General features: G+C 41.9%; 14 protein-coding genes. 1 reads left to right on the top strand and 13 read right to left on the bottom strand.

All coding sequences use genetic code 11. The features are described 5' to 3' along the window. Positions 1–28: 28 nt before the first annotated feature. Entirely contained in the window at positions 29–1,027 is a 999-nt protein-coding gene (floA, locus tag IRB43_RS01765; protein WP_203361707.1) for a flotillin-like protein FloA, read from the bottom strand. A gap of 13 nt (positions 1,028–1,040) precedes the next feature. Next, entirely contained in the window at positions 1,041–2,357 is a 1,317-nt protein-coding gene (locus IRB43_RS01760; RefSeq protein WP_238941777.1) for an NfeD family protein, read from the bottom strand. Between the two features lie 127 nt (positions 2,358–2,484). Between IRB43_RS01760 and IRB43_RS17955 the strand changes: the two genes are divergently transcribed. Continuing rightward, positions 2,485–2,616, top strand: a complete 132-nt coding sequence (locus tag IRB43_RS17955) for a hypothetical protein (protein ID WP_275296741.1) — start codon at positions 2,485–2,487, stop codon at positions 2,614–2,616. A gap of 375 nt (positions 2,617–2,991) precedes the next feature. Here the strand turns inward: IRB43_RS17955 and IRB43_RS01755 are convergent, their stop codons facing one another. The 11 genes from IRB43_RS01755 to hemW form a co-directional block, all read right to left on the bottom strand. Next, positions 2,992–3,435: a GatB/YqeY domain-containing protein gene (locus IRB43_RS01755; protein ID WP_203361706.1), complete on the bottom strand. Its 444-nt coding sequence runs from the start codon at positions 3,433–3,435 to the stop codon at positions 2,992–2,994. A gap of 19 nt (positions 3,436–3,454) precedes the next feature. Next, positions 3,455–3,628 carry a 30S ribosomal protein S21 gene (gene rpsU / locus IRB43_RS01750; protein ID WP_203361705.1) on the bottom strand — a complete coding sequence of 58 codons (174 nt, stop codon included), beginning with the start codon at positions 3,626–3,628 and terminating at the stop codon, positions 3,455–3,457. A gap of 124 nt (positions 3,629–3,752) precedes the next feature. Then, entirely contained in the window at positions 3,753–4,433 is a 681-nt protein-coding gene (gene deoC, locus IRB43_RS01745) for a deoxyribose-phosphate aldolase (RefSeq protein WP_203361704.1), read from the bottom strand. Positions 4,434–4,578: 145 nt separating this feature from the next. Next, a complete protein-coding gene (gene mtaB / locus IRB43_RS01740) occupies positions 4,579–5,919 on the bottom strand; it encodes a tRNA (N(6)-L-threonylcarbamoyladenosine(37)-C(2))-methylthiotransferase MtaB (RefSeq protein ID WP_203361703.1) in 1,341 nt (446 codons plus the stop codon). Between the two features lie 5 nt (positions 5,920–5,924). Continuing rightward, positions 5,925–6,677 (bottom strand): 16S rRNA (uracil(1498)-N(3))-methyltransferase, encoded by a 753-nt coding sequence (locus tag IRB43_RS01735; RefSeq protein WP_203361702.1) that lies wholly within the window; start codon positions 6,675–6,677, stop codon positions 5,925–5,927. Between the two features lie 69 nt (positions 6,678–6,746). Next, positions 6,747–7,685: a 50S ribosomal protein L11 methyltransferase gene (gene prmA, locus IRB43_RS01730; protein WP_203361701.1), complete on the bottom strand. Its 939-nt coding sequence runs from the start codon at positions 7,683–7,685 to the stop codon at positions 6,747–6,749. Positions 7,686–7,707: 22 nt separating this feature from the next. Then, positions 7,708–8,826: a molecular chaperone DnaJ gene (dnaJ, locus tag IRB43_RS01725; RefSeq protein WP_203361700.1), complete on the bottom strand. Its 1,119-nt coding sequence runs from the start codon at positions 8,824–8,826 to the stop codon at positions 7,708–7,710. 169 nt (positions 8,827–8,995) lie between these two features. Next, positions 8,996–10,822 carry a molecular chaperone DnaK gene (gene dnaK / locus IRB43_RS01720; RefSeq protein WP_203361699.1) on the bottom strand — a complete coding sequence of 609 codons (1,827 nt, stop codon included), beginning with the start codon at positions 10,820–10,822 and terminating at the stop codon, positions 8,996–8,998. A 34-nt stretch (positions 10,823–10,856) separates the two neighbouring features. After that, positions 10,857–11,414, bottom strand: a complete 558-nt coding sequence (gene grpE, locus IRB43_RS01715; protein WP_203361698.1) for a nucleotide exchange factor GrpE — start codon at positions 11,412–11,414, stop codon at positions 10,857–10,859. Positions 11,415–11,517: 103 nt separating this feature from the next. Continuing rightward, positions 11,518–12,546 carry a heat-inducible transcriptional repressor HrcA gene (gene hrcA, locus IRB43_RS01710; protein ID WP_203361697.1) on the bottom strand — a complete coding sequence of 343 codons (1,029 nt, stop codon included), beginning with the start codon at positions 12,544–12,546 and terminating at the stop codon, positions 11,518–11,520. 105 nt (positions 12,547–12,651) lie between these two features. Further along, entirely contained in the window at positions 12,652–13,794 is a 1,143-nt protein-coding gene (hemW, locus tag IRB43_RS01705; protein WP_203361696.1) for a radical SAM family heme chaperone HemW, read from the bottom strand. Positions 13,795–13,833 lie beyond the last annotated feature (39 nt).

The raw sequence follows: 13,833 nt of genomic DNA, 5'->3' as shown, positions 1-13,833 counted from the left end.
AACCTCCCTTCAACACAAGGAAGAACTGTTATCTCTCCTCGTCTTTTCTATCCTTTTTTCCACCCGCCATTTTGCCGATAGAGCCACGCATACCTGTATCTGCATCAATATTTTTATAATTCATATAATCCATCACACCGATGTTGCCGTTGCGCAATGCTTCTGCCATCGCTAACGGGACATCCGCTTCTGCTTCCACTACTTTCGCATGCATTTCCTGCACGCGAGCTTTCATTTCCTGCTCCGTCGCCACTGCCATAGCCCGGCGCTCTTCCGCTTTCGCTTGAGCAATCTTCTTATCTGCTTCCGCTTGTTCGGTCTGCAATTCCGCCCCAATATTCTTACCGATATCCACATCTGCAATATCAATCGATAAAATTTCAAACGCTGTTCCTGCATCCAATCCTTTAGAAAGTACTGTTTGCGAAATCATGTCTGGATTTTCCAACACTTTTTTATGATTATCACTGGAACCAATGGTACTAACAATCCCTTCACCTACGCGGGCGACAACCGTCTCTTCCCCAGCTCCCCCAACGAGGCGATCAATATTGGCACGTACCGTAATACGAGCTTTCGCTTTCACTTCAATTCCATCCATCGCGACCCCAGCAATAAACGGTGTCTCAATCACTTTTGGATTCACGCTCATTTGTACCGCTTCGAGCACATCCCGGCCAGCAAGATCAATCGCTGCACAGCGCTCAAATGTTAACTCAATGTTAGCACGATGCGCCGCAATGAGCGCATTGACTACTCGGTCGACGTTTCCTCCAGCTAAATAATGACTTTCTAATTGATTCGTCGATACATCAAGCCCGGCCTTAGATGCCTTGATCAATGGATTAATGACTCGGCTCGGAATGACTCGGCGCAACCTCATCCCTACTAATGTTAAAATACTGACTTTGACCCCAGCAGCAAGCGCGGATACCCAAAGCATGACCGGCACAAAAGTCAATAAAATAGACAACAAAATAATACCGATTACAACAGCTGTTCCAATTAAAATCAAACTTGCATCCATATCATATCCTCCTTCAACCCTCAATTTCTCTTACAACAATTCGTGAACCTTCCACTTTAACGACTTTGACGGACTTTCCAGCGTTAATAAATCCACCTTCAGTGACTGCGTCGATCCTTTCTCCATCAATCATTACTGTACCAGCTGGACGAAAAGGTGTTTTAGTCGTTCCTATTTTTCCAATTAGCTCTAAACGATTGGCGTTAGAGACGTAACCGCTTTCTGTGCTCGTTGCATCCGTTAAGATCATTTTCTTAAAAAATTTCATCTTCTTACCAAACACCTTTACCATTAAGATCATGCCGATGATGGCAACCGCCATAGCAATTAATAATGAAACACTCATCCATTTAACACTATCACCAGCAAGCAAAATACTACCTGTGACGGCTGTAATCCCAAGAAAGCCAGCAATTCCACCTGGCAAAAACAACTCTGCTATAATTAATATAGCGCCGATAGCAAATAATAACACAGATTCATATCCTGCTAAACCCGCCACAAGATGACCATAGAAAAATAATAGCAAGGAGACTAAGCCAACCGAACCCGGCAACCCAAAACCAGGAGAATACAGCTCTAAAATGAGACCAAGACTAGCAAGAGATAATAGGATCGGTACGACAATGGGATGGGTAACCAACCGAGCAATCTTATCCGCCCAGCTTTCTTCCACCTGTTTAATCGAAGCACGTTCCACTTTTTCTTGCTTTAATACATCTTCTAACTGCTCAACAGTAGCCTTAGAATAACCTGTTTCTAGCGCCTGCTTAGAAGTAAACGTTAACAACTCGCCTTTAGGAGCATCGTATTGTGGTAAGTCGATCATCGGATCCGCCATAGCCATGGCATATTCAGGATCAAGCCCTTGTTGTTCAGCGGCGCTTTTCATCGCTGATCGCCAATAACTTTGCGCTTTTTTATCAGCCATATTTCCTTCCTGATCAATAATCGCTGCCGCTCCTATTTGTGCATGAGGCGTCATGTAAATGGCATCAGCATGAAGAGCAATATATGCACCCGCTGACAACGCTTGATTATTGATAAACGCAACGGTACGAATATCTGTTTCATCTAATAGTTTACCAATATCTCCTGCTGCATTAACGAGTCCACCAGGAGTATGGATATCAAGCACAATTAACTGGGCACTCTGTTCCTTTGCCTCTTCTACCCCACGCTTCATAAATCCGAATAAACCTTTCTCTACTTCATGATGAACCGGAATCACATAAACAGGCTGACCCTCCGCTTGCGAAACAGCTGGAACAAACATCCCCACCGCTAATAATACCAACCACAACCAACAAACCCCATATCTTTTGCCCAAACTCACCACCTCACTCTCCTACTATACGAACAACCCAACAAAAAAGTTTCAAGAAAAAACGAAAAGCGGAAGGCACCGTTTAGCGACGTATGAACTGGAGCGAGCCGTATGAGATAAAGGAAACACAATGAACGGTAGTGAATCGATGTTGACTTATCGTAAGGAGGTTCGTAGAAGTTCACTAGTCGCTGGTGCCTGCAGCTGGACAAACGAAAAGCGGAGACGACTGTTTAGACACGACAAGCAAATGACAGAATGACGGAATGGCGCTCTTTGCCATGCAGTCAGGCTGACATTTGACTCGAGTGTCTAGGAGTCGAAGCTGGACAACACGAAAAGCGGAAGGCGCCGTTTAGCGACGTATGAACTGGAGCCAGCCGTATGAGATAAAGGAAACACGATGAACGATAGTGAATCGATGTTGACTTATCGTAAGGAGGTTCGTAGAAGTTCACTAGTCGCTGGTGCCTAGAGCTGGACATAGAAAAGCGAAAGGCGCTCGATCATCGGCTTTTGACCTCGAGCCGATAGCGCCTGGAGCTGGACACGAAAAGCGGAGACGACTGTTTAGACACGACAAGCAAAAGCTCCCGAAAATATAAAAAAGAGACGGCAGGTTGCTGCCATCTCTTTCTTATGATAATTTTGTCTGAACTAGCTTATTCACTGTTCCGCCGTCTGCTTTACCTTTTACTTTCGGCATGAGTGCACTCATTACTTTACCTATATCAGCTTTAGAGGAAGCATTAACTTCGGCAATTGTTTCCTGAACGATTGCTTCTAGTTCTTCTTCTGAAAGCTGCTTCGGCATGTATATGTTCACGTAATTTAGTTCAGTTTGAATTTTCGAAACCAGATCTTCACGTCCTGCTTTCTCAAATTCGTGGAGGGAGTCTTTGCGTTGTTTCACTTCGCGAGAAAGTACGGTCAATTCATCGTCTTCTGTCAGCTCTTTGCCTGCCTTAATGGCCTCATTTTGCAACGCGGCCTTAAGCATGCGGATGACAGTCAACTTATCTTTTTCTTTGTTTTTCATCGCTTGCTTCATATCATTATTTAAACGCTCGAGAAGACTCATTCTTACACCCTCTCTCTCTTTACCACTTACGTTTTCTAGCCGCTTCAGATTTCTTTTTACGCTTTACGCTTGGCTTTTCGTAAAATTCACGTTTTCTATATTCTTGTAAAGTTCCAGTTTTGGAAACAGAACGTTTGAAACGACGTAGAGCATCTTCAAGCGATTCGTTTTTACGAACAACTGTTCTTGACATTTCTCTTTCCCTCCCTCCGAACACTTACGATTACATGTTCCGTTATGGAAATTCCATGTACTAAATAATTATAATACAAGCAATTATAACCGTCAAGAAATTTTCTTTACAAAACATCGGCTAATTAATAATCAGTATCCGATTGAAGCCCTTGAACAATTTTCACACCAGAGCTTGCTCCAATTCTTGTTGCCCCGGCTTTCGTCATGTTTTCCGCGTCTTCTTGGCTGCGGACGCCGCCTGATGCCTTCACGCCAATATCAGGGCCAACTGTTTTTCTCATCAGCGCGATATCTTCAACTGTAGCGCCGCCTGTTGAAAAACCGGTCGATGTTTTCACATAGTCTGCTCCTGCTTCGACAGCAAGTTCACAAGCTTTCTGTTTCTCTTCATCTGTTAACAAGCAAGTTTCAATGATCACCTTCGTTAAGGCTTTGCCTTTCGCAGCGGATGTCACTGCTTGAATGTCTTTTAATACCGTGTCGTAATCTTTGTCTTTTAAGGCGCCGATATTAATGACCATATCTACTTCTTGTGCACCATTTTTAATGGCATTCTTTGTCTCAAACGCCTTCACTTCAGACGTCATCGCTCCTAATGGAAAGCCAATGACTGTACACACTTTTACTGGTGTCCCTTTTAGCTGTTCACTAGCAAAAGGTACCCATGTCGGATTAACGCAAACAGAAGCGAACTCATATGTCTTGGCTTCCTCACAAAGTTTACTTACTTCCGCTTTCGTTGCATCTGCTTTTAATAATGTATGGTCAATCATTTTTGCCATCTCTTCAAATTGTTTCGTCATCAATGATTATCTCCCTTCAGACAAGTTGTCCGTACATCTCTATCTTACCACCACCGTCATAAAATTGCGAGAATGCACGATATTGTTTTTTCTAAAAAAAATAAAAGCCTTTCATGCAATTAGTTATTGCACAAAAGGCGGGAAATTAATTCACTGCTTTTAATTCTTCTTCCAACACTCTGACAAATTGACCTTCATTGTATGGATAGCCCGCTTTCGTGATTTTCACTTTCACGATTTGGCCTACCATTTCTTCTGTCGCTTCAAAGACCACTTTTAAATAATTATCGGTATACCCGACGTATAAACCTTCTTTTTCCCCTTCTTTAAACGGCTCTTCCGGAATCACTTCTAACACTTCTCCTTCAAAGCGAGAAGCATATTCCTTCGCTAATTGATCAGAAAGAGCAATCAATCGATGAACCCGTTCATTTTTCACTTCTTCATCCACTTGATCGTCCATTCTGGCAGCTGGCGTTCCTGTTCGTTTCGAATATGGGAAGACGTGAAGCTCAGAAAACTGGTGTTCTTTAATGAAATTATACGTTTCCATAAACTCTTCTTCTGTTTCGCCCGGGAAGCCTACAATGACATCTGATGTCACAGCTAGACCTGGTAATGCTTGCTTCAAACGATTTAAACGATCGGCAAATTGCTCCATTGTGTATTTGCGTCGCATTCTTTTTAATACGGTATTTGAGCCTGATTGTAAAGGTACGTGCAAATGTCTCACTACAATGTTCGAGCGATCAATGACATCAATCACTTCATCTGTTAATTGACTCGCTTCAATAGAAGAAATACGGATGCGCTTTAAGCCTTTGACTTTTTCTAAATCAGCAAGAAGCATCGCTAAATTGTAATCCTTCATATCCGAACCGTATCCGCCGGTGTGAATGCCTGTTAACACAATTTCCTTGTAACCGGCATCAACTAGCTGCTGTGCTTGACGAAGCACTTCTTGCGGGTCACGAGAACGCATTAAGCCGCGCGCCCACGGAATAATACAAAACGTACAGAAGTTATTACAACCCTCTTGAATTTTTAAAGAAGCCCGTGTACGGTCTGTAAAAGCTGGTACATCCAACTCTTCGTACACGCGGTTTTTCATAATGTTGCCAACGCCATTAATCGGCTGGCGTTCTTGTTTAAACTGCTCAATATAGTCGAGCATTTTCGCACGATCTTGCGTTCCAACAACGACATCGACTCCTGGAATTGCCATAATTTCAGCTGGCGATGTTTGTGCATAACAACCCGTTACACAAATGACCGCATCTGGATTTTTTCGAACGGCTCGACGGATGACTTGGCGACTTTTCTTATCTCCTGTATTCGTTACTGTACATGTATTAATGACATATACGTCTGCTGTTGCTTCAAAGTCGACTCTCTCGTAATTCTGGCTTTTAAAAAGCTGCCAGATGGCTTCTGTTTCATAATGGTTTACTTTACATCCAAGCGTTTGGAATGCCACTGTTGGCATGATCATCACCTCATTAATTCAAAATGGTAGGAGATTGCAGATAAAGCATATAGCGGAGCAGTCTCTGTGCGTAAAATTCTCGGTCCTAACCCACATGGAATATAACCATGACTCCGTAATTTTTCCGCTTCCTTCTCTGAAATTCCACCTTCAGGCCCAAAAACAATGAACAGCCGATCACCAAGATGCATATCGGCTAATACTTGATGAAATGCCTGTTTTTCTCCTTGCTTCGCTTCTTCTTCATAAGCATATAATTTAAACGGATAGTCTTTTCCGATTTCAATCAATTGATCTATATTCACCGGCTTCATTACTTTTGGCACACGGTTACGATGGGATTGTTCAGCGGCTTCTTTTGCTATTTTCGACCAGCGTTCCGTCTTTTTCTCACCCTTTTTTTCATCCCATTTCACGATGGAGCGATCCGCATGAAAAGGGACAAACAAGTTAGCCCCCAGTTCGGTTCCCTTTTGAATGACCAGTTCAAATTTATCCCCTTTCGGCAGACCGCTCGCAATGGCGATATCAACCGGCAGCTCTTTCTTATCATGAATCCATTCCACGAGAAAGGCAAGAGCATAATCATTAGAAAGGTGCTCAATTTCTACCTCTGCTGTCTCTCCATTAGGAAACACAGCATAGACATGATCGCCTACTTCCATCCTCATCACTCGTGACAAATGATGAAAATCCTCTCCTTCGATTTTGATTGATTTGCCGTCCTCTAACTGTTCATTTACAAAGTAGCGCTGCACGATTGTCACCCCGTCTATTTCATTTTCATTCCAGCTGTCTCACAGACTTCTAAGACAGCTCCATCTTTATTATTTTTTCTTGGCAATAATAGCGACCCAGTCTTCCATTAACACAGTTTCTTCAATATCAAAGCCAGCCGCCAGAACAGCCTCTTTCACATCATCACGCTTTTGACTAATAATCCCTGAAGAAATAAAATAGCCGCCTGGCTTCACCACTTGAGCTACTTCATCGGTAAATGACATAATCACTTCCGCTAAAATATTGGCTACCACTACATCTACCTGTTCATCAATGCCATCTAACAAATTATTTTTCGACACATTCACTATTTCTTCCACGTGATTAAGACGAACATTTTCTTTCGCCGACTCAACAGCTACTTCATCTAAGTCTAAAGCTGTCACCTTGTTGGCACCAAGCAAGGCTGCTCCAATACTTAACACGCCAGAACCAGTACCAACGTCTACTACATGGTCACCTGACTGAACGTATCGTTCTAACGCTTGCAAACACATGACTGTTGTCGGGTGTGTACCTGTTCCGAAAGCCATACCTGGGTCCAATTCGATAATTAACTCATCTGTACTGACCGGTTCATACTCTTCCCAAGTAGGCACGATCGTAAATTTCTCAGAGATTTTCACTGGATTATAATATTGCTTCCATGCAGTTGCCCAATCTTCTTCATTGACTTCTATCAATGTCATCACATTTTGACCAATGTCAATATTGTATTCAACAAGATTCTTAATCGATTGAGCAATCCCTTCAGCGGTTTCTGCCAGAAAGCTGTTTACAGGTAAATACGCTTTAACGATTACACCTTCTTCAGGATAGTCATCGGGATTTAGCTGATAAATTTCACCAAATTGATCCTCACGCTCTCTCTGTAATTCAAAAGGATCTTCAATAACAACGCCACTTGCACCTGCTTCATGCAAAATATTAGAAATAGCCTCTACTGCTTCATTTGTTGTTTGAATGCTAATCTCCGACCACTTCATCTGTTGCCAGCTCCATTCTTTATTAATCACGCTTTAGCGCGCGTTTTACTTTATCAAAAAAGCTTGCTTGCTGCTCATCCAACATCTCACCGCTTACTTCTGCAAACTCTCGAAGCAAGTTTTTCTGCTTTTCATTTAATTTCGTTGGAGTAACCACTTTCACGCGAATATGTTGATCTCCTGTACCATAACCGCGAACATTTGGCACACCTTTGCCGCGCAGACGGAATTTTGTTCCCGTTTGTGTTCCTGCTGGTACCTTCAGTTTAATTCTTCCATGAATCGTTGGTACTTCGATTTCATCACCAAGGGAAGCTTGAACAAAAGTGATTGGAATTTCACAATAAATATCGTCGCCATCTCGCTCAAACAGTTCGTGCGGAAGAACACGGAACACAATAAATAAATCTCCAGAAGGTCCTCCGTTCACCCCTGGCTCTCCTTGCCCAGAGACGCGAAGTTGCTGACCATCATCAATTCCAGCCGGTATTTTCACATGGATTTTCTTCATTTTCGTTACGGTTCCATCACCGCCACATGTCGAGCATTTTTCTTTAATCATCTTACCTGTACCGCTACAATATGGGCAAGTACGACGGTTCACAATACGACCAAATGGTGTGTTTTGCTCGACATTTAACTGGCCTGAACCATGACAATGTGAACAAGTTTCTGGATTCGTGCCAGGTTTGGCCCCTGTACCTGTACATGTTTCACAAGTTTCTTCTTTCGGAATTTCAATATCTGTCTCTTTTCCAAAAACCGCTTCTTCAAATTTGATGGTCATCGTGTATTGCAAGTCTGCTCCTTGGCGTGGAGCGTTCGGATCTCTTCTGCGACCGCCGCCGCCTCCAAAGAACGTGCTAAAAATATCTTCAAACCCTCCGAAGCCACCAAAATCAGCCCCGCCAAATCCTTGGTTCGGATCTGTATGACCAAATTGATCATATTGTGCCCGTTTTTGGTCATCACTTAATACTTCGTAAGCTTCTTTGACTTCTTTAAATTTTTCATCGGCTCCCGCTTCTTTATTAATATCCGGATGATATTTTTTTGAGAGCTTGCGATATGCTTTTTTGATTTCTTCTTTTGAGGCGCTTTTCTCTACACCAAGCACTTCATAATAGTCCCGTTTACTCATCACTTTCCACTCCCCGATTCCTTTCACATAAAGGCTATTTTAACATAGTTACTCCTTAATAGTGAATAGTTAATACCAATCGATTGTTTCAGCTCATCATGAAAAAAGTCAAAGCCAAGGAACCCCTGACTTTGACTTTAGCTGCCTAGCGAAAAGGCTCAAGCGTGTGTTACTTATCGTCGTTTACTTCTTCAAATTCAGCATCGACGACGTCATCACTTTTTTGTCCGCCTTGTGCCTGTCCTTCTTGCGCCTGGGCTTGCTTGGCTGCTTCTTCATACAGTTTCATGGACAAGTTTTGCACAATTTCAGATAGCGCATCTTTCTTCGTACGAATCTCTTCAATTTCGTTTTTCTCGATGGCTGCTTTCAATGCTTCTTTTGCTTCTTCCGCTTTCTTCACTTCTTCAGCATCTACTTTGCCTTCAAGCTCTTTTAATGTTTTCTCTGTTGTGAAAACTAGTTGATCCGCTTCATTGCGAAGTTCGACTTCTTCTTTTAGCTTTTTATCTGCTTCAGCATTTTCTTCTGCTTCTTTCACCATGCGATCAATCTCTTCATCAGAAAGACCTGAAGATGATTTAATCGTGATGTTTTGTTGTTTACCTGTGCCCATATCTTTCGCACTAACATTCACGATACCGTTTTTGTCGATATCAAATGTTACTTCGATTTGTGGAATACCACGCGGTGCTGGTGGAATGTCCGCTAATTGGAAGCGACCTAATGTTTTGTTTGCCGCTGCCATGGAGCGCTCCCCTTGAAGCACATGAATATCAACAGCTGTTTGGTTATCAGCAGCCGTAGAGAATACTTGTGATTTAGAAGTTGGGATCGTAGTGTTGCGATCAATTAACTTTGTAAATACGCCGCCCATTGTTTCAATTCCTAATGAAAGTGGAGTAACGTCTAAAAGAACAACGTCTTTTACATCACCTGTTAATACCCCACCTTGAACAGCAGCACCCATAGCTACTACTTCATCCGGGTTTACGCCTTTATGAGGCTCTTTACCTGTTGCTTTGCGAATCGCTTCTTGAACAGCTGGGATACGAGTTGATCCACCAACTAAAATAACTTTATCAAGTTCAGAAGCAGAAAGATTTGCATCTTGAAGCGCTTGACGTACAGGTCCCATTGTACGTTCTACAAGGTTCGCTGATAGCTCTTCAAATTTAGCACGGCTTAATGTTAATTCTAAGTGAAGTGGACCAGCTTCGCCCGCTGTGATAAACGGTAAAGAAATTTGTGTAGAAGTCACACCAGAAAGGTCTTTTTTCGCTTTTTCCGCTGCATCTTTTAAACGTTGCATCGCCATTTTATCTTGAGATAAGTCAATGCCGTTTTCTTTTTTGAATTCTTGTACTAAATAATCGATGATTACTTGGTCGAAGTCATCTCCGCCTAAACGGTTATCACCTGCTGTTGAACGAACTTCGAACACACCGTCGCCAAGTTCTAAAATCGAAACGTCAAATGTACCGCCACCAAGGTCGTATACAAGAATCGTTTGATCTTCATCCATTTTATCCATACCGTATGCAAGAGCGGCAGCTGTCGGCTCATTAATGATACGCTCTACTTCAAGACCAGCAATTTTACCCGCATCTTTAGTTGCTTGACGCTCTGCATCGTTAAAGTAAGCAGGAACTGTAATAACCGCTTTATCTACTTTTTCTCCTAAATACTCTTCTGCGTAAGATTTCAAGTGCTGAAGAATCATCGCAGAAATTTCTTGAGGAGAGTATTCTTTTCCTTCAATCGTTTCTTTATGAGTTGTACCCATGTGACGCTTAATAGAAATGATTGTGTTTGGGTTTGTAATCGCTTGACGCTTTGCTACTTCCCCTACTTGACGCTCACCATTTTTAAATGCGACAACAGATGGTGTTGTGCGATTGCCTTCTGGGTTCGGAATAACTTTCGCTTCTCCCCCTTCAAGAACCGCCACGCATGAGTTTGTTGTACCTAAGTCGATACCGATAATTTTGCTCATTTGTACTACCTCCTGAAAAAATTTATGTAGTTCACTATTGATTAACTTTGACCATTGATGGACGAATAACACGGTCTTTTAATTTGTACCCTTTTTGAAATTCTTCCACCACGATGTTTGATCCGTAATTTTCATCATTATCTGTCATCACTGCCTGATGAATATGCGGATCAAATTCATTGCCAACAGCTTCGATTACTTCGACACCTTCGTTTTCTAACGCTGCGAGCAATCCTTTATAAACCATCTCCATTCCTTGAAGAACGGATTCTGTCTGCTCGTTCGTTGCTTCGACTTTCAGTGCACGTTCGAAGTTATCTAACAATGGAAGCAAGTCAGAAATTAAATTTTGCGCACGATACTTATCTGCTGCTTCACGCTCAATTTGCGTGCGGCGACGGAAGTTATCAAAATCAGCACGTAAACGCAAATAAGAGTTCTCTGCTTCTTCTAATTTTTGTTCTAATTCATTTATTTTGTCAAAAGAAGCCTCTTCCTCAACAGTTTCTGTTGTCTCTACCGCTTCTTCTGTTACTAGCTGCTCGTCAGTTTGTTTGAGTTCTTCTTCATGTAGTTGCTTCTCTTCTGCCATTGGTTTCACCTCCTTCAAAATTCACCCTAACAATCCACCTTTTATATTATACACAGAAAGAGAGGGAAGTCAGCAATAACTTCCATACTCTTCCCATGCTTACTTAGCTCTCATACAACTTCGTCAATGCTTTTGTCATATCGTGACTTAAAAAATCGACGAGGCTGATCACACGCGAATATTCCATTCGGGTCGGTCCAAGGATCGCGATGGTTCCCACTTGTTCTTCTCCAATGGAATACGAAGCGGTAATTAAGCTGCAATGCGCCATCGCTTCATTATTATTTTCTTTCCCTATCTTGACTTGAATGCCGGTTGGAATACCACTAATTAATTTATAAATGCCTTCTTCTTGCTCAATCATATTCATTACTTGACGAATTTTCGCGATATCATGAAATTCCGGCTGATTGAGCATATTCGTTTTGCCGCCAAAAAATAATTTTTCAGTTGTCGGTACATCTACCGCATCAGCAAACATCGTTAACATCGCTTCATAATTATGAATATGACGGCGCATGAGAACAACAATTTCTTTATACAACTTATCATGCAAGTTAGAAAGAGGAACGCCGACTAATCGTTCATTCAAAATATTGACCATCTTCTCAATATCTGAAGCATCAACACCTTCTGGAAGCTGGAACGTTCGATTTTCAACATGTCCCGTGTCTGTCACGATAATCGCAATCGCTGTATCTTTACTTAAAGGAACAATTTGTAGCCTCTTTACTTTATTATCTTTAATTTCAGGTCCTAATACAATCGCTGTATATTTCGTTAACTCTGATAAAATTTTCGCCGATTTTTGTACCACTTTTTCCAACTCATACATTCGTTCAGAAAAAATGGAGTGAATCGTCTGTACTTCTTTTCGGTTGAGCTGTTCAGGATGCAACAGATGATCGACATAATAACGATATCCCTTTTCAGACGGTATTCTTCCTGAGGAAGTATGGGTTTTCTCTAAGTAACCTAATTCCTCTAACTCCGCCATCTCATTGCGGATCGTCGCTGAACTGTATCCGACTTTTTCTTTTTCAACTAAGCTGCGGGAGCCGACTGGCTGTGCTGATTGAATGAAGTCATCAATAATTACTTGTAAGATGAAAAGCTGACGATCTGTTAACAACGTTCCTCACCCCTGTTAGCACTCTCTCTTTATGAGTGCTAAATCTATAAATAAATTATCAAAATCAGTGTCTATTGTCAACGGAGATGCTTCTGTTATTACGGATTACTCAATCGATAATAAAAATGACTGAAAGACTTCATTGCCAAACAATTTCCCTTCCTCTGTCAAACGGATCGTTTCGTTATTTTCAATGCTCACCAGCCCCCTTGCTGTCATATCAGCGAGAGGCTGTTTAAATAATTCAAGCGGCGAACATTGATATTTTTCGCGAAAATGAGCGACTGATACTCCTGCCATTTTCCGCAAACCAAGGAACATCTCCTCCTCCATTTCCTCATTTTTAGATACATGATGAGTCGATAAAAGAGGGAGTCTTCCATTCTTTAATGGTTCCATATATTTTTTCAACGGTCCGTGATTGGCCGTTCGATCACCATTGACATAGCCATGCGCGCCAGCTCCGAATCCGTAATAAGATTCGTTGTTCCAATACACGAGATTATGGCGGCTCTCGAACCCCTTTTTAGCAAAGTTGCTGATTTCATATTGTTTCAATCCGTGAATAGTCATTTGTTCAATTAATTCACGATACATCGCAGCTTCGGTTTCAACTTTCGGAAGAGGCAAGCGATCTTTTCTCATTAAATTATAGAAGACTGTTTTCGGTTCAATAATCAATGAATAGCCGGAATAATGCGGTAGACTTAAGCTTAGTGCTGTACGTAGCGTATCACGAAAATTCTCGAGCGTTTGATTAGGTAAAGCATAAATTAAATCAATGCTAATATTTTCAAACCCAATGGCTTGCGCATGTTCAATCGTTGTAAACACATCGCGGCTTTTATGCGTGCGGCCAATGGATGCCAACAGCTCATCATCAAAGGATTGCACACCGATGCTTAAGCGGTTCACTCCATACTCTTTTAACACTTTCAGCTTATCCTCGGTTAAATCTCCTGGATTGGCTTCAAAAGTGAACTCCCCCTCTGTAAACGGGAGAATGTCTCGAATGGACCGGCAAAGCGTCTCTAATTGCCCAGCACTTAAAGCGGTTGGGGTCCCCCCGCCAACAAAAATGGTATTTACATCAGCCGTGGGAGTTTGCTCCTGCATCAGCTTCATTTCAGTAGCCAACGCTGACAAATACTCCTCCACTGGCTGATTTTTCATAAATACTTTATTAAAATCGCAATAATGACAAATTTGATGACAAAAAGGAATATGAATATAAGCGGAACGTATCATTAAAAAACTCCTCTAACAAAACGAGAAAAAGGGGAAGCT

Source organism: Bacillus sp. REN10 (assembly GCF_016820555.1).
GTDB lineage: Bacteria > Bacillota > Bacilli > Bacillales > Domibacillaceae > Bacillus_CE.
This window is presented reverse-complemented; position numbering and strand designations above follow the sequence as displayed.

Excerpts from the sequence above, each read along its gene's own strand:
- dnaJ (WP_203361700.1), bottom strand. The coding sequence starts at position 8,826 with ATGAGTAAACGGGACTATTATGAAGTGCTTGGTGTAGAGAAAAGCGCC.
- prmA (WP_203361701.1), bottom strand. The coding sequence starts at position 7,685 with ATGAAGTGGTCGGAGATTAGCATTCAAACAACAAATGAAGCAGTAGAG.
- grpE (WP_203361698.1), bottom strand. The coding sequence starts at position 11,414 with ATGGCAGAAGAGAAGCAACTACATGAAGAAGAACTCAAACAAACTGAC.
- IRB43_RS01755 (WP_203361706.1), bottom strand. The coding sequence starts at position 3,435 with ATGAGTCTTCTCGAGCGTTTAAATAATGATATGAAGCAAGCGATGAAA.
- hemW (WP_203361696.1), bottom strand. The coding sequence starts at position 13,794 with ATGATACGTTCCGCTTATATTCATATTCCTTTTTGTCATCAAATTTGT.
- floA (WP_203361707.1), bottom strand. The coding sequence starts at position 1,027 with ATGGATGCAAGTTTGATTTTAATTGGAACAGCTGTTGTAATCGGTATT.
- dnaK (WP_203361699.1), bottom strand. The coding sequence starts at position 10,822 with ATGAGCAAAATTATCGGTATCGACTTAGGTACAACAAACTCATGCGTG.
- deoC (WP_203361704.1), bottom strand. The coding sequence starts at position 4,433 with ATGACGAAACAATTTGAAGAGATGGCAAAAATGATTGACCATACATTA.
- IRB43_RS17955 (WP_275296741.1), top strand. The coding sequence starts at position 2,485 with ATGAACGGTAGTGAATCGATGTTGACTTATCGTAAGGAGGTTCGTAGA.
- mtaB (WP_203361703.1), bottom strand. The coding sequence starts at position 5,919 with ATGCCAACAGTGGCATTCCAAACGCTTGGATGTAAAGTAAACCATTAT.
- rpsU (WP_203361705.1), bottom strand. The coding sequence starts at position 3,628 with ATGTCAAGAACAGTTGTTCGTAAAAACGAATCGCTTGAAGATGCTCTA.